Genomic DNA, 19,822 nt, shown 5'->3' with positions numbered 1-19,822 from the left:
TGGACTTCCCCACCCTGGCGGCTTCGCCGCCTGTCCCTCCCCATAAAGGGGAGGGAGAATCAAGCCTCCAGCCGATACCCCGCCCCGCGCACCGTCTGCAGCATGGCCGTGTCGAAGCCCTTGTCGATCTTGGAGCGCAGGCGGCTGATGTGGACGTCGATGACGTTGGTCTGGGGGTCGAAATGGTATTCCCACACCTTCTCCAGCAGCATGGTGCGGGTCACCGACTGGCCGGCGTGGCGCATCAGGAACTCCAGCAGCTGGAACTCGCGCGGCTGCAGGTCGATCTCCGAGGTCCCGCGATGCACGGTGCGGGCGATCAGGTTCATCTCCAGGTCGCCGACTTTCAGCACCGTCTGCACCCCGCCGGTCTCGCGCCGGCGCGACAGGGCCTCGACCCGGGCGATCAGCTCGGCGAAGGCGTAGGGCTTGACCAGATAGTCGTCACCCCCGGCCTTCAGGCCCGAGATCCGGTCCTCGACCTCGCCCATGGCGGACAGGAACAGGACCGGCGTCTGGTCGCCGTCCTTGCGCAGGGTCTCGACCATGCCGATGCCGTCGAGGCGGGGCATCATCCGGTCGACGACATAGACGTCGTAGTCGCCCTTCTGGGCCTCCAGCAGCCCATAGGCACCGTCGATGGCGTGGCTGGCCACGTGACCCGCCTCGGCCAGGCCGCGCACCATCGCCTGGGCCGCCTCGGCGTCGTCCTCGACCACAAGAATTTTCACAGGGTGCCCCTCCGGAATCACAATCGCCGCCGACGGTAGTCCATCAGCGGCGACTTGGGGAGTTAAGGCTTGTTCAGGGTCGGGACGTTCACTTGTCCTCGAGTTCGAGGACGGCCGTCTGGTTGCCATTGGGCGTCCGGACCAGCAGGTAAACGCCCGGACGGTTTGAGCTGCGAACCGCATCGACAGCTGCGGCAAAATCGGCCGCCGCTCGCATCGGGCGATTGTCTGCCCGGAGAATCACGAAACCGGACTGAATTCCCAGTCGAGCGGCTCCAGACCGTTGCTGAACATCGGTGACCAGAAGACCTTCGACATCGTCGGGAATCTGATACCGCCCGCGCAAGGCAGGCGTGATCGGCGAAAGCGTCATGCCTTCGACCACCGTCCCGGACGGGGACTGCGGCACTCCTGTCGGCGAATTCGAATCCGCAGCGCCGTCCTGCGCCTGCAGTTCATCCTCCGAGGGCCGGGCCGCCGCACGGGTGGTCAGCGTCTGGCGGCGACCATCCCTGAGGATTTCGATGCGGAGGGCCTCGCCCGGCGGCACGGCTGCGACGCGGCGGGTCACGTCGGTCGAACTGGAGACGTTCTCACCGTTCACTCCGACGATGAAGTCGCCGACCTGGACGCCGGCGCGGTCGGCCGGTCCGCCTGGCGTCACGCTTTCCACGGATGCGCCTGCGAAATCATCGGGCAGGCCGAGCGCGGCCTCCTGGTCATCGCTGAGCCCGCGGATGCCGACGCCCAGATAACCCCGCTGGACACGCTCGCCGCGACGAAGCTGGTCCGTCACAGACTTGGCGACCGACGCAGGAATGGCAAAGCCGATGCCGACCGAGCCGCCGGTGGGCGAATAGATCGCAGAATTCACCCCGATCACGCGCCCGTAGATGTCGAACGTCGGCCCGCCCGAGTTGCCCCGGTTGATGGCTGCGTCGATCTGGATGAAATCGTTCAGACCGTTCGGATCGATGTCGCGAGCCTTGGCCGACACGATGCCCGCGGTGGCGGTGCCGCCCAGCCCAAACGGATTGCCGACCGCAATGACCCAATCTCCGACCCGGGGTTCAGCCGATTCCTCGAAGCTGACGAACTTGAAATCGGAACCTTCGACCTTGACCACGGCGAGGTCTGTTCGCTCGTCCCTGCCGATCACACGAGCCTCCAGCTCCCTGCCGTCCGACAGTTTGACCGTGATCTTCGTCGCATTCTCCACGACGTGGTTATTGGTGACGATGTAGCCGTCGGCCGAGATGAAGAAGCCGGAGCCGGCGCCCTGGGCGGTCGGAGCGTCTTCCTCTTCCGCGCCGGGCTCCTGGGTCTCGGGGGCCTGGAAGCCGAAGCCGGGCAGGCCCGGAATGGGGATCAGGCCGCCGCGCGGGCGTTCGATCGGGGTCTCGACGTCGATCTGGACCACGGCGGGCGAGACCTGGTCGAAGATGTCGGCGAAGCTGAGCGGCGCGCCTTGCGGCGGGGCGAAGGCGAGGCCCGAGGCCCCGGCGGAGGGGATCAGTCGCCCGCTCGCCTCGGCGGCATTGGCGCCCGGCCAGTCGATCACGCCTCCGGCAGTCGCGGCGGCGGCGAACACGAGGCCGACAGCGGCCCCCAGGATGAATTCCTTACGCTTCATCATCGGTGTGTTTTCGATCCTTCAATGGGCCCGGCCAGAAGACTGACCGGCGCCCGTTTCGCCTTGTGATATAGGGCTATGGCGACTTTCGCCAACCATTGCACCCTGACACTTGGTCCGCCTCAGCGCCCGTCGTGAGGCGCGGATGCGTCAGCATCGGGGCGAACTGTTTCGCTTTGGAGAAGATCGGCCAGTCGACGTTCCTCGTCGGGCGAAAGCGGCGCGGTTTCGACGGCCTTGCGACGCGCGAAGGCGAACAGGGCGACCCCGCCCAGAACCGCCAGCCCCGCCGGCCCGAACCACAGCAGCCAGGTTCCGGTCCGCACCGGCGGGGTGAACAGGACATAGTCGCCGTAGCGGCGGACGAGGTCGTCGCGAACCTGCTGATCGGTGGCGCCCGAGGCGATCTCCTCGCGGATCAGGCGACGCATGTCCCCGGCGATCCCGGCCGGGCTGTCGGCGACGGATTCGTGCTGGCAGACGACGCAGCGCACGACCTCGAAGATCGCCTGGGCGCGGGCCTCCTGACCCGGCGAGGCCAGGGGCTGATCCGGCGGGGCGGCGGGTTCCTGGGCGAGGGCGGGGCCCCATGCCAGGAGCAAGGCAAGCGCGAGACATGCCCCAAAACTGCCTTCTCCCCTCGGGGGAGAAGGTGCCCGGAGGGCGGATGAGGGGGCTGACCGCATCACAGTCCAGCCTCAGAGCGGGCGGACACAGCCCCCTCATCCGTCTCGCTCCGCGAGCCACCTTCTCCCCCGAGGGGAGAAGGAGTCTGTTTCCGCTTCCCGCCCACCGCCAGCCTGAGCCGGCGGTCGAACAGCGACAGCACGCCGCCCAGCGCCATGACGAACGGCCCGAGGAAGATCAGTCGCGCCCACGGATTGTAATAGACCCGGACGGTCCAGGCCTGGGCTGCCTCAGGGGTGCTACGGCGCTCGCCCATGACCACATAGACGTCGTCCAGGCCCCGGAAATCGAGCCCGACCTCGGTCGTAGTCTGGCCCCCGGCGGGGAAGAAGCGGCGCTCGGCCGTAACGGTGCGCGGGACCGCGCGGCCATCGGTCGTCGTCACCGTCAGCGTCCCGCGCTCGGCCAGATAGTTGGGGCCCTCGACGATCTCGACCCTGTCCAGCGTCACGGCCCAGCGACCGGCATGGACCTCGCCACCGATCGGCAGGGGGGCGGCGGCCTCGACCTTGAAGCCGGTCTCGACCACGGCCCCGAGCACGAACAGACCCAGACCCGCATGCGCCAGGGTCATGCCCCAGGCACCCAGCGGCAGCCCGCGCGTCCGACGACCGACCTCGGCCAGCGGGGCCCTGAACAGGCGGACGCGTTCGACCACCTCCGCCAGGGCCCCGAGGATCAGCCAGGCCCCGACGGCCAGACCCGCGGCCGCGAAGGCCTTCCTCGGCTCGAACGCCAGCCAGCCGACGAAGCCGCAGGCGATGGCCAGACCGCCCGCCACGGCCAGCCTCTGCATCGCCCCCCTCAGGTCGCCCCGCTTCCAGGCCAGCAGCGGCCCGGCCGGCAGGATCAGAAAGGCAACCAGCATCAAGGGCGTGAAGGTCAGGGCGAAATAGGGGGGACCCACGGAGATGGTCGCCCCGGTCGCAGCCTCGAGGATGAGCGGATAGAGGGTCCCCAGCAGCACAGTCACGGCCGCCACGGTCAGGAACAGGTTGTTCAGCACCAGCGCACCCTCGCGGCTGACCGGGGCGAACAGGCCGCCGCCCTTCAACTGCGGCGCGCGCCAGGCGAACAGAGCGAAGGCCGATCCCGCCGTGACGCCGAGAATCGCCAGCAGCATCAGTCCCCGCTCGGGATCGACCGCGAAGGCGTGGACGGAGGTCAGCACGCCCGACCGCACGAGGAAGGCGCCCAGCATGGAGAAGGTGAAGGCCAGAAGCGCCAGGAACACAGTCCAGCCCGCCAGGGCACCCCGCCGCTCGGTGACGACGGCCGAGTGCAGCAGAGCGGTCCCGGCCAGCCAGGGCAGGAAACTGGCGTTCTCGACCGGATCCCAGAACCACCAGCCGCCCCATCCCAGTTCGTAGTAGGCCCAGAACGACCCCAGGGTGATCCCGCCGGTCAGGAAGACCCAGCTCGCCAGGGCCCAGGGCCGGACCCAGCGTCCCCAGGCCGGCCAGAAGCCGGAAAAGGCCTTGCCCTCGATCAGGGCGGCGATGGCCAGCGAGAAGGTCACCGAGAAGCCGACATAGCCCGCGTAGAGCAGGGGCGGATGGATCGCGAGGGCCGGGTCCTGCAGCAGCGGATTCAGCGACAGGCCCTGGAACGGGGCCGGATCGATACGCTCGAACGGGTTGGACGTGAAGACGGCGAAGGCCAGGAACAGCGCGCCCAGCCCGCCCTGCACCCCGACCGCCGAGGTCTTCAGCCCGAACGGCAGGCCACGCGCCCGGGTCAGGGCCCCGCCGAACCCGGTCATGACCAGACACCACAGGACCAGAGAGCTTTCGTGGCTGCCCCAGGCCGCGGCGACCTTGTAGAGCATGGGCTTGTCGGTGTGGCTGTTGCTCGCGACGTTGGCGACCGAGAAGTCCGAGGTCGCGAAGGCGAAGATCAGGGCGCCGAACGCCAGGGCCGTCGCCAGGGCCGCGCCGATGGCCGCCCCCTCCGCCCCGCCGGCCAGAAGCGGACTGCGCTGCACGCGTCCGACGGTCGCCAGGCCGGTCTGCAGCACCGACAGCATCAGGGCCAGGATCAGCGCGAAGGCGCCGAATTCAACAATCACAGGGTCTGGCTCTGCGCAGGCCGGGCTGTCGGCGGGCCACCCTCGGGCCGCCACTCGCCCTTGGCCTTCAGCCGATCGGCGACCTCGCGCGGCATATAGGTCTCATCATGCTTGGCCAGGACGGTGTCGGCGTGGAAGACCCGGTCGGGACCGAACCTGCCCTCGGCCACGATCCCCTGCCCCTCGCGGAACAGGTCGGGCAGGTCGCCTTCAAAGATCACCTGGCTGGTCGCGGCGTTGTCCGTGACGGAGAAGGCGACGGTCGTGCCGTGCTGCTCGACGCTGCCGACCTCGACCAGACCGCCCAGCCGGATGACCCGCCCGGCGGGCGCGGCATCGGCGGTCGCTTCCGACGGCGAGAAGAAGAAGGTCACACTGTCCTGCATCGCCCACAGCGACAGGCCGACGGCCAGCGCCAGCACAGGCGCGGCGGCGGCCACGACCCACAGGCGACGACGCGCCTTCGGCGATTTGGGCAGCCAGCTCATGGACGGACGACGTGTTCCCGGAACGAAGTGGTCGCGCCGTATAGCGCCACTCCCGGTCGGCTCCAACGGGTCATGCCGCCGCGTCCAGCCGGCTGACCAGGTCGGTCCGGCGGGCATCAGCCGGATCGAGCATGACGATCAACGGCCCCCAGACCTCGCGCGCGCGCGCGACATCGCCCCGGACCAGGGCCGCCTCACCGAGGAAATAGCGCGCGCCCAGCTGGTCGGGGTCAAGGGACAGGGCGCGGGCGAAGGCTGCCTCAGCGTCGGTGCCGACACTCCCGTCGGCCGCCCGCACAAGGCTTTCACCCAGACGAGCCCAACTGGTTGCGTCGTCCGGATCCAGCGCCAGGGCGCGCCGGAAGGCCGAGGCCGCACCGATCGGATCTCCGGCCTCGAACCGGGCCGCGCCCAGCATGGTCAGGGCGGTGCGGTTGTCAGGCTCTCGCTTCACCGCGCGGCTCAGGACGGCCGCGATCCGGGGCGCGTCGAGCGTTTCGGGGCTGGCGGCCCAGTCGTCGATCCGGCGCTCATAGGCCTGATCCGGCAGACCCGGATCGCCGACGACCAGATACAGACCCAGTGTCGCGGCGACCGCAACGACCAGCCCGGCTAGCACGACCGTCCGGTCCCGCCCTCCGACACGGGGAGCGACGTCCGGCGACGCGCCCGCCAACAGGCGACGCCCCGCCTCGGCGCGTGCTGCGGACCAGGCGTCCTCGTCCAGCAGGCCGCGCGACTTCAGGCGATCCAGCTCGGCCAGCTCGGCGGAGCCCGTGTCGGACACAGGCTGTCCACGGTCGGCACCGCGCCTTGCGAGGCTCAACACCAGTAGTCCGGCCAGCGCCGTGGCGAGCCCGGCCAGGGTCCAGAAAACGATCATCCTCGGTGACTAGAGCCTGATCCGGAAAAGTGTAAGCGGTTTTCCGGTCGCACCAGGCTCCAGATGAAGGCCGGGCACGGGATCAAACCGGCATCGGGATCGCGAGGCGATCCGCCCCAGCCGATCAAGGTCCGGCGGATCAGGCGGCCCGGGGCGAGCGTTCCACTTCGAGCGGCGCCCGCGCGCCCGCGGCGGCGGCCCGTCTTCGAACGGTGCGGGCGGCTTCGGTCGCCTCGATCACAAGCAGGCATTTGGCCAGGGTCTCGACCATGGCCAGCGACTTGCGTTGATCGGGGGCCTCGCCCGCGTTCACGGCCTCGATGACCATATCGACCCAGGTGGTAACCCGCTCGGTCACCGACTGCACCAGTTGCGAGCGCAACGTCTCGCAGCCGAACACCTGGGCTGCGGTGCGCAGCGCGCCCAGCAAGGTCAGCTGCAGCACGGCCGCCTGGACCGTCTCCAGCGGCGGCGCGGCGGCGTCCAGATCAGGTGCCTGTTTCGTCATCCGGCCGACAGTCTTGACCGCCTTCGACGGCATCAGCTTGTCCATCGTCTGGTCCAGCGACCGCAGGGTTCCCGACAGGCTCTTGTTGATCCGCTCGCGGGCCTCCCGCGCCTGCTTGCCCCAGGCGCCTTCGGGATCAAGCTGCAAGGTGATTTCCAGCTCGCCCAGGGTCTCGGCGCACCAGGCGATGTCGGCACGCAGCCCGGGCCCGGGGTCGGCCTTGGCGCCCGGCTTGTGCGAGGCGATGCGCAACACCCGCGCCTCGACCTCGGCGATCAGACGATTGACGAAGACGGCCATCTCCGATCCCGACAGCAAGCCCTCCTTGGCGGAGGCCTTCGACGAATGGACCACAAGCCGCAGGATCAGGGAGGCGTCCCCGAGATGGGCGAACATGATCTCCAGCATGCGCGGCCCGCCGTCGGTGGTGATCTCGCCGCTGTCACGGATCAAGAGGCGGAGTTCGGCCAGCTGGTCGCCGGTCGGACGCAGGATGAGATCGGGCAGATTGAGCAGGCCGCGCCGGGCCATGGCCGCCAGATCGAAGCACAGGGCGAGCTCTTCCAGCCCCCTGGCCCGGGCCGTCTCGTCGCCACCGCCTGAGGGCCAGACGAGATCGGGCCTGTCGCGCACGGCGGCCGCCGCGGCCATGCAGATACGGTCGGCCACCGCCCGCATCTGCGGATTGTCCTCGATCGGACGATAGTCGTCGAGCACCAGCAGCAGTTCGGGCTCCTTGCCCGAGGACGCCTTCCACAGGCGGGGCAGGACGCCGGACGGGAAGGTCAGGGCCTCGACGCCGTCGGGACGACGCTGGAACATCGGCAACAGGGGGGCGAAGGCGATGGCGCGGCGGCGTCGGTCGATCGTCTCTTCCGCCAGCATGATGCTGAGCGCAGCGGCGCGCTCACCGGGCATCTGGGCGACGGCGATCGACAGGGTGTTCAACACGCGGTCGGGCACACGCTCCAGCATCTGGGCGAGCACTGCACACTGCGCGACCGACAGCTCGGCCATGCCTCGCTCCGTCAACCGCAATGTCGCGGTCGGAGATCACAGTGAAGGCACGAGGTTAAGAATCCGGAAGCGGAGCGTCAGGCCCCCTCTTCTCAGGACTCCGCCGCCGGCAACTCCAGCACGACCTTCAGTCCGCCCAGTTCGCTGGCTGCGAGTGTCAGCCGCCCGCCATAGGCGCGGGTCAGGTCGTCCACGATCGCCAGCCCCAGTCCGGACCCCGGCGCATTCTCGTCCATTCGCGCCCCGCGCTTCAGCGCGCCGTCGCGTTGCTCGGCCGGCAAGCCGCGTCCGTCGTCCTCGACCACGGCGATCATCTGACCCAGACCGCTCGCGCCGGCGGAAACACGCACCCGCCGCGTCGACCATTTACAGGCATTCTCCATCAGATTGCCGAGGATCTCCTGCAGGTCCTGACGCTCGCCCAGGAAGGCCAGGTCATCGGGCGCGCGCCAGTCGATCTCCACATCCTTCGACTGGAACACCCGCTCCAGCATCACGGCCAGTTCGTCGATCACCTCGCCCACCGGAGTCCTTTCGCCCAGTCCGTGGGCGGCGCGGGCGGCGGCGCGGGCGCGGCGCAGGTGGTGATCGACCTGGCCCTTCATCACCTCCGACTGACGCCGGACGATGTCGGCGAGCGGCCCGGGGTCCGTTCCCGCCTCGGACAGCATCACGGACAGAGGCGTCTTCAGGGCGTGGGCCAGGTTGCCGACGTGGGTCCGCTGGCGCTCGACCACTTCCTGATTGTGGTCGAGCAGCCGGTTGACCTGTTCGGCGAGGGGCTGGATTTCGGTCGGATAGGCCTTCTCGATCCGTGCCGCCTTGCCCTTGCGCACATTGGCGATCTCGACCCGCAGGTCGAACAGCGGGCGCAGCCCGATCTGGACCTGCAGGAAGACCGCGATCACCAGGCCGATGCCGAGGATCAGCAGGGCCGTCCAGGTGAAGGTGGCGAACTGGCGCGTGTCTATATCGATCTCGGACCGATCAAGACCCGCCATGAAAACGAACGGCCGTCCGTTCAGCGACTTCATGCTGGACGCGATCTGCAATGGCTGGGTTCCGTCCGCCAGAATGCCGGGGTCGTTGTAGCTGAGCGTCGACCCGATCGCCGCCCGCAGCCGCCCCGGCAATTCCGGATCGACGTACAGGCTCTCACCCGCCAGCGACGGAGACCTGGCCAGCACGACGAAGCCGCCCTCGGCGTCCACCTCTCCGACCATCCAGTATTTGCCCGACAGGCCACGCAGGGTCGGGGCGTCCTTGATCTCGGCGACTCTCAGGCCTTCCGGCGTCATGACGCTGGCGATGACCACGTCGTCGATGACGGCGCCCAGCTGATTGTCCAGCCGGCGCAGGGCGCTCTCGCGATACTGGCTGGTCAGCATCCAGCCCGTCAGCACGAGGGCGACGACGATCCAGGCGGAGGCGAGCCAGATCAGCCGCCGCGTCAGGCTCCGGCCCGGCCGGCCGAACCAGCGCCCCCAGGACGGCCTCGCCGCGGGTTGAAGCGCCGGGGCGTCGTCGCTCACGCGGCTTCGGTCTCGCCGGCGAGCGGTGTCAGGCGATAGCCGAGGCCGCGCACGGTCTCGATCCGGTCGGATCCGACCTTCTTGCGCAGACGGCCGATGAAGACCTCGATGGTGTTGGAATCGCGATCGAAGTCCTGGTCGTAAAGATGTTCGACCAGTTCGGTCCGGCTGATGACCCGGCCCTGATGCATCATCATGTAATGCAGCAGCCGGTATTCCAGCGACGTCAGCCTAAGGGGCTCGCCGTTGACCGTCGCCCGCGCCGCGCGCGGATCCAGCCTCAGGCCGCCGCACGCCAGGGTCGCCGAGGCGATGCCCGCAGAGCGCCGCAGCAGGGCCCGCAGACGCGCCAGCAACTCCTCGGTGTGGAAAGGCTTGGTCAGGTAGTCGTCGGCCCCGGCGTCAAAGCCCGCGACCTTGTCCGACCAGGCGCCGCGCGCCGTCAGGATCAGGACCGGGGTCGCCTTGCCGTCACGCCGCCAGCGTTCCAGCACCGACACGCCGTCGATCTTGGGCAGGCCGAGATCCAGCACAACGACATCGTAGGGTTCTGTATCGCCCAGGAAATGGGCTTCCTCGCCGTCGGCGGCGTGATCGACCGCATAGCCGGCGTCGCCCAACGCCTGTTTCAGCTGGCGCGACAGGTCGGCGTCGTCTTCGACCAGGAGAACACGCATACCTTGGGTCCTTACTTTCAGCCGCGCGAGTCGACGGAGATGTCGATGATCTGACCGTCGCGTTCGAAGCGGAAGACATAGCTGTTGCCGCGCAGGCCGAGCGACCCGACGAACCGGGCGCCGCGAGCCCGCGACTGGGCGATACCCTGGGCTTCCGCCTCCGAGATGCGACGCGGCTCGCGCTGGAACTCCTGATTGCCCCGGTCTCCGCGATCGCCACGGTCCTGCGCGTTCGCGGCGCTCAGCGGGGCTGCGGCGATCAGGACGGACAGGAGAAGGGCGGACAGGCGGGTCATAGGGCGTCTTATGAGGCCGGCGCTCTGAACGGCGGCTGAACAGGCAGCTTAGGGACGTTTAACATCGGGGGAAACGGCCCTCTCGCGTCAGAACCGCAGCACCGATCCCATGACCGTCACCGCATGCCCCCGGATCAGCACCCGGTCGCCGGTCAGTTCGGTCTCGAACCGCGCGCCCCGACCCGGAAAGGCCTGTTCGAAGGTGACGTTCGTCCGACCGAGCTTCATCGCGAACAACGGCGCAAGGCCGCAGCGGGCTGAACCGGTCGCCGGATCCTCGTCCAGACCACAGCCCGGCCCGAAGAAACGGTCCACCACATCGATGCCGCCGTCATCCGACAGGGCCGCAGCGATCACCTGTCCCCGCTCCATCGCCCCGTCGCCGAAGGCCAGCAGGGCCGGGATATCCGGGGTCAGGCCGCGTACCGTGGCCGCATCCGCCATGACTGCAATCAGATATCGACTGGCCCAGACCTCGAGCGGCGCGGCGCCCAGGGCCTCCGCCAGCCCCTTCGGCGTCTCGACCCGTGTCAGCGGGTCAGCCGGAAAGTTCATCTCATAGCCCTCGCCGAACCGCCCGACCGTCAGCGGGCCCGACGCGGTGTCAAAGGTCAGCTGACGCGCCTCCACCCCCAATTCGCGCCACAACACATGCGCCGCCGCCAGGGTGGCGTGGCCGCACAGGGAGACCTCGGTCGACGGCGTGAACCAGCGCAGGTCGAACCGCGAGGGACTCGCCGTCTTTCTAAGGAAGGCCGTCTCCGAATGATTGTTCTCCGCCGCCAGCGACTGCATCCACCCGGCGTCCGGCCAGGCGTCCAGCGGCTGAACCACGGCGGCGGGATTGCCCATGAACGGGCGTTCGGCGAAGGCGTCGACGGTCCACTGGCGCATGCTGCCCGGCTTAAGCTAGGACGCGAGGGGAGACCAGACGGACCCGCCCATGACCGCCGCCCTGACCACGGATTTCGACGAGACCCGGCTGCGCACGGCGTGGCGCTGGATCGCCGAGGAAAGCTACTGGGGCGCCCGCATTCCGTGGAGGACGTTCGAGCGCGCCTGTCGCGGCTCGCTCTGCTTCGGCCTCGTGGAGAACGGTGATCTGATCGCCTTCGGCCGGGTCGTCACGGATCAGGCCACCTTCGCCTGGCTGTGCGACGTCTTCGTCGACGACGGCGCGCGCGGCCGGGGTCTGGGCAAGCAGTTGATGCAGGACATCCTCGCCGATCCCCGACTGCAGGGTCTGCGGCGCTGGGGCCTCGCCACAGCCGACGCCCACGGCCTCTATTCGCAATACGGCTTCGAGGGCGCCGATCCACTGCGCCACATGGAGAAGGTCGACCGCGACATCTATCCGGTGCTGTCGCCGCCGCCCACGACCTGAAGCTCGGGCCAGCGCGAGCGGGCGCTGGCGACGACCTTGTCCCAACCCCGGGCCAGCGGCCGGTTCGGGTTGGGCCGGATGACCCTGTCGAACACATCCTGAAGCCCGAAGGGCGCGGCGACGCTGATCGTATCGTCGTCCTCCAGCCGCACCCCGATCCCGAACGCCGGGGCCACGAACCGGGCCAGGGCCGCGTCAGTGTCCGGCAGCGGTTCGTAGTCCTCCCCGAACCGGTCCATGAACCACAGATGCACCCGCGCCTGGTTGCGCACCTCGACATCGCTGCGGAACGGCTCGTCGAAGGCTGCGGCGACCCGCTTGATGACGACATCCTCGGCGTCCCACGACGTGTCCGGATCGAAATAGCCGAGGTCGAAATCCTTGCGGCCGTAGCCGACCGGTCGGCCAGACACCGCATTCCAGACCGACTGATAGACCGCGCCCGAAAACACCCGCCAGTCGGGCAGGTCCAGCCCGCGCACCGTCGTCAGCACATGCATCAGGTCGGCGTCCGCCCGGACGATCCCGACCAGCCGCGCCTCGAGGTCGCTCACCGCGCGTCTCTCAGCGGCCAGCCGTGATCCAGCGGCCCGTGCCCCTGGCCCAGGCCGGGAGCCCGCCGGATCGCCTCGGAAACATAGGCCCAGGCCTCCGCCACCGCGACCTCCAACGGGCGGCCCTGAGCCAGCCCCGCCGCGATGGCGCTGGCCAGGGTGCAGCCGGTGCCGTGGGTCGAGGTCGTCCGGATGCGCGGCCCCTCCAGCAGGGTCTCGCCCGACGGCGTGACCAGCAGGTCGATCACCGTCTCTCCGGGCACATGACCGCCCTTCATCAGCACCGCCTTGGCGCCGAGCAGCAGCAGGGCCGCGCCGGCCCGGCGCTGGCCCTCCAGATCCACCACCGCGATCCCGGTCAGGGCCTCGGCTTCCGGCGCATTGGGCGTCAGCAGGGCCGCGCGCGGGATCATCAGGGTTCGCACGGCCTGCACCGCGTCGTCGTCCAGCAAGGCCGCCCCGCCCTTGGCCACCATGACCGGGTCAACCACGGCCGGCGCGTTCGAGGTATCGAGAATGGCCGCCACCCGTTCCACCACCGCGACCGAGCCCAGCATACCGGTCTTGATCGCGTCGGCGCCGATATCGTCCAGCACCGCCCGCGCCTGGGCCTCGATCAGGTCGAGCGGCAGGGGGTGAACGCCGTGGACGCCGAGCGTGTTCTGCACCGTGATCGCGGTGATCGCCGTGGCCGCATAACCGCTCATCGCGGTCACCGCCTTGATGTCGGCCTGGATCCCCGCCCCGCCGCCGGAATCCGATCCGGCGATGATCAGGACGCGGCCGAGGAATGAGGATGACGCTGACATGGCGGCTGGATGCGTCACCGGCGCGGAGTCGGCAACCCTGCTTTTCAAACGACAGCCGCTACCGCTGCCTGGACCGCCAGGGCCTGCACCGTCTCGCGCACGTCGTGGACGCGGACGATGGCCGCCCCGCGACGCGCGCCCTCCAGCGCCAGGGCGATCGAGCCGCCCAGCCGGTCGCCCGCCTCGGTCGCCGAAGGGTCGATGTTGCGGATCATCCGCTTGCGGCTGGCCCCGAGCAGCACCGGGTATCCCAGCTCACCCAAGGCTCCCAGCCCGGCGATCAGCGCCAGATTGTGCTCGATCGTCTTGCCGAAGCCGATGCCGGGATCGAGCGTGATCTTCTCCCGCGCCACACCCGCCGCCATCGCCGCCTCGGCCCGGCCGGCCAGATAGTCGCGCACCTCGGCGACCACGTCGGAGTAGCGCGGCTCGACCTGCATGCTGCGCGGCTCGCCCAGCATATGCATCAGCACCACCTCGCACCCCAGCTCGGCCGCCACGTCGGGCGCGCCGGGGGTCCAGGTCAGGGCCGTGACATCGTTCCAGATCGTCGCCCCGGCCGCCACCGCCGCCCGCGCCACCTCGGGCTTCATCGTGTCGATGCTGATCGGCCCGTTCCAGCGCGCATGAAGCGCCGCGATCACCGGCACCGTCCGCACGATCTCCTCATGAACCGGGACCGGCTCCGCCCCCGGCCGCGTCGACTCCCCGCCGATGTCGAGGATGTCTGCTCCGTCGCCGATGAGCTTCATCGCCTGGACCAGCCCGGCCTCGACCGAGGCGTGCATCCCGCCGTCGGAGAAACTGTCTGGCGTGACGTTCAGGATGCCCATGACACGGGGCCGGATCGAACTCATACGCCCTTCCCGACCTTCTTCTGCGGACAGGAGGACTCACTGTCAGGGTGCGACTGTTGCCAGTCGCGGAAAGCCTCGCCGTGCTCGAAAGCCTGCACACGCTCCGAATCCACGACCGCCGGTGCCATCAGCCCCTCTTTCCGATCAGCCCACCCAGAGCGTCCAGATACGCACCGAAGGCTTGCCGACCTTTTGTGGTGATAGTCACACGGGTCAAAGGTTTGTTGTTCTGGAAACTCTTGTCGATGCCGACATAGTCCGCCTCCTCCAGCTTCTTCAGGTGGACCGACAGATTGCCCTGGGTCGCGTCCAGCACGGTCTTCAGCTCGGTGAAGTCAGCGGTCTCGACATCGGCCAGATAGACCATGATCCCCAGCCGCAGGCGGCCGTGGATGACCTCGTCGATCTTGCCGAGATCGGCCAGGCCCATGGTCAGGCGACCTTGGCCCGGGCTTCGCGCAGCATGATCCAGCCCGGCAGGGCGAACAGCAGGAACAGGGCGGCGGTGCAGACATAGAGATAGAGGTTCGGCTGACGCACCAGCAGGCCCAGAGCCACCGCCGTCAACCAGCCGCCCGCCGAGGTCGCCAGCATCCACACCTTCTTCTTCAGCATCCACGCGACCGACCAGGCGGCAGCCTGAAGCCCGAACACCACGGCCGGGTAGTAGAACCAGAGGGCGAAATCCTGATCCCGCCACGCTCCGACCCCGAAGATGATGATCATGGCCAGGTTGACCATGCCGGCGCTGGAGAAGCCCGCGTTCAGCGTCCGCGTCGCCAGCGGCCCGCGATTGCCGCCGCCGCCCTCGCGCATGTCGCGGATCGACGCCCAGACGATGACACCGATAACGGCTGCGGTGATCCCGATGACGAAGGTGAGATTGGCCAGATCCGGCCAGCGGATTACGCCGAACAACTGGCCGATGTGGAACAGGCACTGCAGCCCGTACAGCAGCCCGCCCGCCAGATAGCAGATGGCCAGGGTGATCGACGGCTTTCCCCCGCCCTCGACGATCGAGCGCAGGAAGGCGAGGTCGGCTTCAGCAGAAGGCCTCGTGGAGCTGGCGGGCTTGGAGGGCATGGGGGCGATTCTCAACTGCGACCGGCCCGCCCGGCGTGGACGAGCCGGCCCGCCTTGGCAAGCTATTCGGCGGGAACGGCCGCGACCGGCGGAGCCTTGCGCCACGGCACGCGCCGCCCGTTCAGCCACTGGCCCATGAAGGTGTGGCGGATGAGCAGCTCGTAGGTGATCAGGCAGACGGCGAAGACGCCCAGCGAAACCCCGCCGAGCTTCAGCCACCACGGTCCCGCCCAGTCCTGCACCCAGACCTGGGCCAGCATGACCAGCGGCAGGTGCAGGATGTAGACCCAGTAGGAGGCGTCGGCGAGGTAGCGCCGGATCGGACTGTGTCCCGACAGGAACCGCAGGCACAAACCCATGGCCGCGAAGGCCGAAGAATAGACGGCCAGCGCTGTAACCCAGGCCGCGACGGCCTTGTCCGACGTCCGCTCGACCATCGGTTCGATCACCGGCCCCCCAGCGAGATAGTAGGCGGCAATGCCCGTGCCGACGGCGACCGCGAGGAACAGCGGCGTCCAGGCGGCGATCCGGTTCAGCAGGTCACGGCGACGGTCCAGCAGGAAGCCCAGGCCGAACGCCAGGCCGAACCCGACCAGGGACGCCGTGTGCGGAATCAGCCCCGCATCCGGCGTCGGCACGGCGAAGAAGGCGATCCATTTCGGGTCGAAATACATCGCCACCGCCAGAGGCGCGGCCAGCAGCGCGGGCGTCCACGGTCCGATCAGGACACCTGCGGCCTTGTCCACAAACCGACCCCAGTCGCCGTTCCGGTCCAGCATGGCGAAAGGCGCGCGCAGGATCAGGACCGCCGCATAGAACAGGGTCAGCACGTACAGGAACCACAGGTGGGTCAGCGGGAAGTTGGTCCAGTCATAGGTCGGCGGTGGAGGCGGCGGCGCGCCCGGCACCACGAGGCCGTTCATGTGCGAGGTCCAGATCAGCGCGCCCACGATACCGACCATCACCGGAAACCAGAAGGTCGCCAGCGGAGCCGTGATCCGCATGACCCGGTCCCTCGCGAAGCCGAACCAGCCCCTGCGGGCCAGCATCATGTGGGCGAACAGACCGGCGATCAGGAAGAAGGCCGTCATCCGGAACAGATGGATGGCGAAGAACAGTCCGGCCGCGCCGACCGACTTGCTCTCGTCGGCGACGATCCAGATCTGCTGCGGAAAGAAGGACAGGGTGGAGTGCAGGAGGACGCCCAGCAGCAGGGCTCCGGCCCTCAGGGCGTCCAGTCCGTGCAGCCTTTCGGGCGGACGGGTCTCGGAACAGGTCATCGAACGGTTGTCCTTCACAGACGGTGGTTTGGGGAAAGCAGGGCAGCGAGAGCGCGGCGGACGGCGTCGGCCACCACCTGCGGCTCATCCAGCGGAATCACATGACCGCTGTTCTCCGCGACGATCAGCACGCTGTTCGAGGACAGGGCCACCAGCTCCTCCTGGCCCTGACGATGGTTCAGATCCGTCTCGTTCGGCGGGGACATCGTCCGCCCCCGGCGGATGACGATCAGCGGCAGGTCACCCAGTACGCCCGGCGCACCCGGCGGGAGCGTCGCGGCATCAAGCAGGGCAAGGGCCTCGAACTCCGCCTTCACTCCTCGCAGGACCTCCGGCGTGAACGCCATCTGCACTTCTGCGGATGTGCCCGCCGGCATACCGATGACTGGAACGCCCGGCTGCGAAACAGCGAGTGCTGCGTCGATCTGCGAGACGGTCGAGTCCCGGGCGGCTTCGAACTCGGGGAGATTTCGTTCCGAGGTGGCGTCCACCAGCACCAGACCCGCCACCTGATCGGGATAGGCCTGGGCGTAGGCCCGGATCAGAAGCCCGCCGAGCGAATGGCCGACCAGCACATAGGGGCCGTCTATCCCGGCCCCCTGGAGCAGGGCGTGCAGATCCCGTGTTCGGTCCGGATAGGTCCAGCCTTCCGGGGCGGGGTCGCTCCAGCCCATCCCCGCGCGGTCATAGGTGCAGACTTGCGCGAAGGCAGCGATCGCATCCTGCGCAGCGCTCATGCTCGAGTTGGCGGTGAACTGCGACAGCCCGGCCTCAAAAATCACGGTGGGCCCGGTGCCCTGGCCCTTGCAGAAGATGTGCAGCCGCCGGCCCACGGCCACCTCAACCAGTCGGCCTGGCGCAGCGGGACGGACATAGCCGCCGGGTCCGGCGGGGCTCTGAGTCGCCTGGCTCTGGGCCGCCGGGCTCTGGGCCATCACCGGCGCGGCCACGCCGAAGGCCAGCACGCTGACCGCCAGGGCTCCGGCTTTCAGCGCGGTCCGGCGCAGGGTGTCGAGGCCGTGCAGGCGCTCGGGCGGACAGGTTTGGGATGACGGCATAACAGTAGCTCCTCTCTCGATAGAGGAGCGTATCTCATAGACATGTTTGAAATGCAAACAAGTTCATCGTGAGCGACCGGTCACAGGGATTTGCGGCTGCAGGCCCGGCCAGTTCAGCCGGTTGCCGGGATGGGGAAAAGCACAACGATCCCTTCCCCGATTTCGGGGAGGGGCGGGCGGCGGAGCCGCTCGGATACAGGCTCTGTCAGCGCCCCCGCTGCCTGTCGGTGAGGCTCGCTCGTGAGCCTCCGTCCGTCAGGCTGACGCCTGCCACCTTCCCGCTGAAGGGGGAAGGTGGCCGAGGCTATGTCAGTGGACTGTCTGCACCTCGACCGTCACGCCGTCAGACACCGGCGTCACCGGCACAGACACCGACGGACCGGCGTTGGGGAAGTTGTTCTCGTCGCGGTTCGGCGCGGCGCCCCTCTCCAGCAGGTCCTTGATCTCATCGCCCGACAGGGTCTCGTACTCGAGCAGGGCCTGGGCCAGGGTCTCCAGATCCGCGGCCTTGTCGGTCAGGATCTGACGCGCCTCATCCCAGCCCGAGGTGACCAGTTTGCGGACCTCGGCGTCGATGGTGCGGGCGGTCTCTTCCGAGATGTTCTGGCTGCGCGCGACCGAGTGACCCAGGAAGACCTCCTGTTCGTTCTCGCCATAGGCCACAGTCCCGAGGACGTCGGAGAAGCCCCACTGGGTCACCATACGGCGGGCCAGCTTGGTCGCCTGCTGGATGTCCGAGGACGCTCCGGAGGTGATGTTTTGCTTGCCGAAGATAAGTTCCTCGGCGACGCGACCACCGGCCATGATGGCGATCCGGTCGATCATCTGCTGGTATTTCATGGAATAGCGGTCGCCTTCCGGCAGCTGCATCACCATGCCCAGGGCCTGTCCGCGCGGGACGATGGTCGCCTTGTGCACCGGGTCGGCCATCTTGACGTTCATCGCCACGATGGCGTGGCCGCCCTCGTGATAGGCGGTCAGGCGGCGCTCTTCCTCGTTCATGGCCATGGATTTGCGCTCGGCACCCATCATGACCTTGTCCTTGGCGTCCTCGAAATCGCGCTGGGTGACCATGCGACGGTCCTTGCGCGCCGCCATCAGGGCCGCCTCGTTGACCAGATTGGCCAGGTCGGCGCCGGAGAAGCCGGGCGTGCCGCGCGCGATGGTCTTGGTGTTCACATCGGCGGCCAGGGGCACATCCTTCATGTGCACGCGGAGAATACGCTCACGTCCGGCGACGTCGGGGTTCGGCACCACGACCTGACGGTCGAAGCGGCCGGGACGCAGAAGGGCCGGGTCCAGCACGTCGGGACGGTTGGTGGCGGCGATCAGGATGATGCCTTCATTGGCCTCGAACCCGTCCATCTCGACCAGCAGCTGGTTCAGCGTCTGCTCGCGCTCGTCGTTGCCGCCGCCGAGCCCTGCGCCGCGGTGACGACCGACGGCGTCGATCTCGTCGATGAAGATGATGCAGGGGGCGTTCTTCTTGGCCTGTTCGAACATATCCCTGACGCGGGATGCGCCGACGCCGACGAACATTTCCACGAAGTCCGAACCCGAGATCGAGAAGAAGGGCACGCCGGCCTCGCCCGCGACGGCGCGCGCCAGCAGGGTCTTGCCGGTGCCGGGAGGGCCGACCAGCAGGGCCCCCTTGGGAATCTTGCCGCCCAGTTTCTGGAACTTCGCCGGATCCTTGAGGAAGTCGACGACCTCCTGAAGTTCTTCCTTGGCCTCGTCCACGCCGGCGACGTCGTCGAAGGTCTTGCGCCCCTTGTGCTCGGTCAGCAGCTTGGCCTTGGACTTGCCGAAGCCCATGGCGCCGCGGGCCCCGCCCTGCATCTGGCGCATGAAGAAGATCCACACCCCGACCAGCAGCAGGATCGGCAGCAGCCCCAGCAGGGCGCTCATCCAGATCGACTGGCGGATAGTCTTGGCGCCGACATCGACGCCGGCGGCGTCCAGTCGAGCAGCCAGCTGGTTGTCCGAGATCGGCACGACGGCGGTGAACCGGTTGTCGTTCTTGTAAACGCCGGTGACCTGATCGCCCGAGATCATCACCGACTTCACCTCACCGGCCGCGACGCGGTCGTTCAGCTCGGAATAGCTGATCGTCACCGGCCGCGCCTGGGGGCCGGCGGCTTGTCCGGGCAGCGTCGCGCCGCCGTTCTGGCTGATGGCGGCATAGACGGCCAGAAGGCCCAGTATGATCACGCCCCAGATCGCCAGGTTACGCAGGTTCATCGGTCTGAAATCCTCGTCGCCGACCCTGTGGGCCGG

Annotated in this window: 20 protein-coding genes; 1 reads left to right on the top strand and 19 read right to left on the bottom strand. The window is 68.4% G+C overall.

Features of this window, described 5'->3' with window-relative positions; all coding sequences use genetic code 11:
• Window positions 1–59 precede the first annotated feature (59 nt).
• The 11 genes from ACW18A_RS01565 to ACW18A_RS01515 form a co-directional block, all read right to left on the bottom strand.
• Window positions 60–731, bottom strand: coding sequence for a response regulator transcription factor (locus ACW18A_RS01565; RefSeq protein ID WP_492023068.1), 672 nt, complete (start codon window positions 729–731; stop codon window positions 60–62).
• A gap of 88 nt (window positions 732–819) precedes the next feature.
• The gene (locus tag ACW18A_RS01560; RefSeq protein ID WP_492023067.1) at window positions 820–2,367 is read right to left on the bottom strand and encodes a Do family serine endopeptidase; all 1,548 of its coding nucleotides are present in this window, start codon (window positions 2,365–2,367) and stop codon (window positions 820–822) included.
• Between the two features lie 119 nt (window positions 2,368–2,486).
• Window positions 2,487–2,966 carry a cytochrome c-type biogenesis protein gene (locus ACW18A_RS01555; protein WP_492023066.1) on the bottom strand — a complete coding sequence of 160 codons (480 nt, stop codon included), beginning with the start codon at window positions 2,964–2,966 and terminating at the stop codon, window positions 2,487–2,489.
• Window positions 2,967–3,049: 83 nt separating this feature from the next.
• Window positions 3,050–5,119, bottom strand: a complete 2,070-nt coding sequence (locus ACW18A_RS01550) for a heme lyase CcmF/NrfE family subunit (RefSeq protein WP_492023065.1) — start codon at window positions 5,117–5,119, stop codon at window positions 3,050–3,052.
• Entirely contained in the window at window positions 5,116–5,607 is a 492-nt protein-coding gene (ccmE, locus tag ACW18A_RS01545; protein WP_492023064.1) for a cytochrome c maturation protein CcmE, read from the bottom strand. The genes ACW18A_RS01550 and ccmE overlap by 4 nt, the downstream gene beginning before the upstream one ends.
• Before the next feature lie 70 nt (window positions 5,608–5,677).
• Window positions 5,678–6,490, bottom strand: coding sequence for a c-type cytochrome biogenesis protein CcmI (ccmI, locus tag ACW18A_RS01540; protein WP_492023063.1), 813 nt, complete (start codon window positions 6,488–6,490; stop codon window positions 5,678–5,680).
• 139 nt (window positions 6,491–6,629) lie between these two features.
• Window positions 6,630–8,015 (bottom strand): hypothetical protein, encoded by a 1,386-nt coding sequence (locus ACW18A_RS01535; RefSeq protein ID WP_492023062.1) that lies wholly within the window; start codon window positions 8,013–8,015, stop codon window positions 6,630–6,632.
• A gap of 92 nt (window positions 8,016–8,107) precedes the next feature.
• The gene (locus ACW18A_RS01530; protein WP_492023061.1) at window positions 8,108–9,547 is read right to left on the bottom strand and encodes a sensor histidine kinase; all 1,440 of its coding nucleotides are present in this window, start codon (window positions 9,545–9,547) and stop codon (window positions 8,108–8,110) included.
• A complete protein-coding gene (locus tag ACW18A_RS01525) occupies window positions 9,544–10,224 on the bottom strand; it encodes a response regulator transcription factor (RefSeq protein ID WP_492023060.1) in 681 nt (226 codons plus the stop codon). The genes ACW18A_RS01530 and ACW18A_RS01525 overlap by 4 nt, the downstream gene beginning before the upstream one ends.
• A 17-nt stretch (window positions 10,225–10,241) precedes the next feature.
• Entirely contained in the window at window positions 10,242–10,520 is a 279-nt protein-coding gene (locus ACW18A_RS01520) for a hypothetical protein (protein WP_492023059.1), read from the bottom strand.
• An 87-nt stretch (window positions 10,521–10,607) separates the two neighbouring features.
• Window positions 10,608–11,414 (bottom strand): PhzF family phenazine biosynthesis protein, encoded by an 807-nt coding sequence (locus ACW18A_RS01515; protein WP_492023058.1) that lies wholly within the window; start codon window positions 11,412–11,414, stop codon window positions 10,608–10,610.
• A 49-nt stretch (window positions 11,415–11,463) separates the two neighbouring features.
• Between ACW18A_RS01515 and ACW18A_RS01510 the strand changes: the two genes are divergently transcribed.
• Window positions 11,464–11,904 carry a GNAT family N-acetyltransferase gene (locus tag ACW18A_RS01510; protein ID WP_492023057.1) on the top strand — a complete coding sequence of 147 codons (441 nt, stop codon included), beginning with the start codon at window positions 11,464–11,466 and terminating at the stop codon, window positions 11,902–11,904.
• Here ACW18A_RS01510 and ACW18A_RS01505 read toward each other — a convergent pair.
• From ACW18A_RS01505 to ftsH, 8 genes are all read right to left on the bottom strand, one after another.
• Window positions 11,871–12,458, bottom strand: a complete 588-nt coding sequence (locus tag ACW18A_RS01505; RefSeq protein ID WP_492023056.1) for a nucleotidyltransferase family protein — start codon at window positions 12,456–12,458, stop codon at window positions 11,871–11,873. The two genes, ACW18A_RS01510 and ACW18A_RS01505, sit on opposite strands and share 34 nt — an antisense overlap.
• Window positions 12,455–13,267 (bottom strand): bifunctional hydroxymethylpyrimidine kinase/phosphomethylpyrimidine kinase, encoded by an 813-nt coding sequence (thiD, locus tag ACW18A_RS01500; protein ID WP_492023055.1) that lies wholly within the window; start codon window positions 13,265–13,267, stop codon window positions 12,455–12,457. Before thiD ends, ACW18A_RS01505 begins: the two co-directional genes overlap by 4 nt.
• Before the next feature lie 44 nt (window positions 13,268–13,311).
• Complete coding sequence (folP, locus tag ACW18A_RS01495) at window positions 13,312–14,124, bottom strand: dihydropteroate synthase (RefSeq protein WP_492023054.1); 813 nt, start codon at window positions 14,122–14,124, stop codon at window positions 13,312–13,314.
• A 127-nt stretch (window positions 14,125–14,251) separates the two neighbouring features.
• The gene (locus ACW18A_RS01490; RefSeq protein ID WP_492023053.1) at window positions 14,252–14,554 is read right to left on the bottom strand and encodes a winged helix-turn-helix domain-containing protein; all 303 of its coding nucleotides are present in this window, start codon (window positions 14,552–14,554) and stop codon (window positions 14,252–14,254) included.
• Window positions 14,555–14,556: 2 nt separating this feature from the next.
• A complete protein-coding gene (locus ACW18A_RS01485) occupies window positions 14,557–15,207 on the bottom strand; it encodes a hypothetical protein (RefSeq protein WP_492023052.1) in 651 nt (216 codons plus the stop codon).
• 62 nt (window positions 15,208–15,269) lie between these two features.
• Window positions 15,270–16,487, bottom strand: coding sequence for an acyltransferase family protein (locus tag ACW18A_RS01480; RefSeq protein ID WP_492023051.1), 1,218 nt, complete (start codon window positions 16,485–16,487; stop codon window positions 15,270–15,272).
• Between the two features lie 14 nt (window positions 16,488–16,501).
• On the bottom strand, window positions 16,502–17,545 hold the full coding sequence (locus ACW18A_RS01475) for an alpha/beta fold hydrolase (RefSeq protein ID WP_492023050.1): 1,044 nt from the start codon (window positions 17,543–17,545) through the stop codon (window positions 16,502–16,504).
• 309 nt (window positions 17,546–17,854) lie between these two features.
• Window positions 17,855–19,786, bottom strand: coding sequence for an ATP-dependent zinc metalloprotease FtsH (gene ftsH / locus ACW18A_RS01470; RefSeq protein ID WP_492023049.1), 1,932 nt, complete (start codon window positions 19,784–19,786; stop codon window positions 17,855–17,857).
• Between the last annotated feature and the right edge of the window lie 36 nt (window positions 19,787–19,822).

Source organism: Brevundimonas sp. AVps5 (assembly GCF_058681515.1).
The sequence above is the reverse complement of the archived record's forward strand: the minus strand, read 5'-3'. Positions and strand labels throughout refer to the sequence as shown.

Bases quoted from the DNA above. Each gene is read 5' to 3' on its own strand.
- ACW18A_RS01485 (WP_492023052.1), bottom strand. From the start codon at position 15,207: ATGCCCTCCAAGCCCGCCAGCTCCACGAGGCCTTCTGCTGAAGCCGAC.
- ftsH (WP_492023049.1), bottom strand. From the start codon at position 19,786: ATGAACCTGCGTAACCTGGCGATCTGGGGCGTGATCATACTGGGCCTT.
- ccmI (WP_492023063.1), bottom strand. From the start codon at position 6,490: ATGATCGTTTTCTGGACCCTGGCCGGGCTCGCCACGGCGCTGGCCGGA.
- ACW18A_RS01475 (WP_492023050.1), bottom strand. From the start codon at position 17,545: ATGCCGTCATCCCAAACCTGTCCGCCCGAGCGCCTGCACGGCCTCGAC.
- ACW18A_RS01490 (WP_492023053.1), bottom strand. From the start codon at position 14,554: ATGGGCCTGGCCGATCTCGGCAAGATCGACGAGGTCATCCACGGCCGC.
- ccmE (WP_492023064.1), bottom strand. From the start codon at position 5,607: ATGAGCTGGCTGCCCAAATCGCCGAAGGCGCGTCGTCGCCTGTGGGTC.
- ACW18A_RS01535 (WP_492023062.1), bottom strand. From the start codon at position 8,015: ATGGCCGAGCTGTCGGTCGCGCAGTGTGCAGTGCTCGCCCAGATGCTG.
- ACW18A_RS01525 (WP_492023060.1), bottom strand. From the start codon at position 10,224: ATGCGTGTTCTCCTGGTCGAAGACGACGCCGACCTGTCGCGCCAGCTG.
- ACW18A_RS01515 (WP_492023058.1), bottom strand. From the start codon at position 11,414: ATGCGCCAGTGGACCGTCGACGCCTTCGCCGAACGCCCGTTCATGGGC.
- ACW18A_RS01520 (WP_492023059.1), bottom strand. From the start codon at position 10,520: ATGACCCGCCTGTCCGCCCTTCTCCTGTCCGTCCTGATCGCCGCAGCC.
- ACW18A_RS01560 (WP_492023067.1), bottom strand. From the start codon at position 2,367: ATGATGAAGCGTAAGGAATTCATCCTGGGGGCCGCTGTCGGCCTCGTG.
- thiD (WP_492023055.1), bottom strand. From the start codon at position 13,267: ATGTCAGCGTCATCCTCATTCCTCGGCCGCGTCCTGATCATCGCCGGA.
- ACW18A_RS01510 (WP_492023057.1), top strand. From the start codon at position 11,464: ATGACCGCCGCCCTGACCACGGATTTCGACGAGACCCGGCTGCGCACG.
- folP (WP_492023054.1), bottom strand. From the start codon at position 14,124: ATGAGTTCGATCCGGCCCCGTGTCATGGGCATCCTGAACGTCACGCCA.
- ACW18A_RS01480 (WP_492023051.1), bottom strand. From the start codon at position 16,487: ATGACCTGTTCCGAGACCCGTCCGCCCGAAAGGCTGCACGGACTGGAC.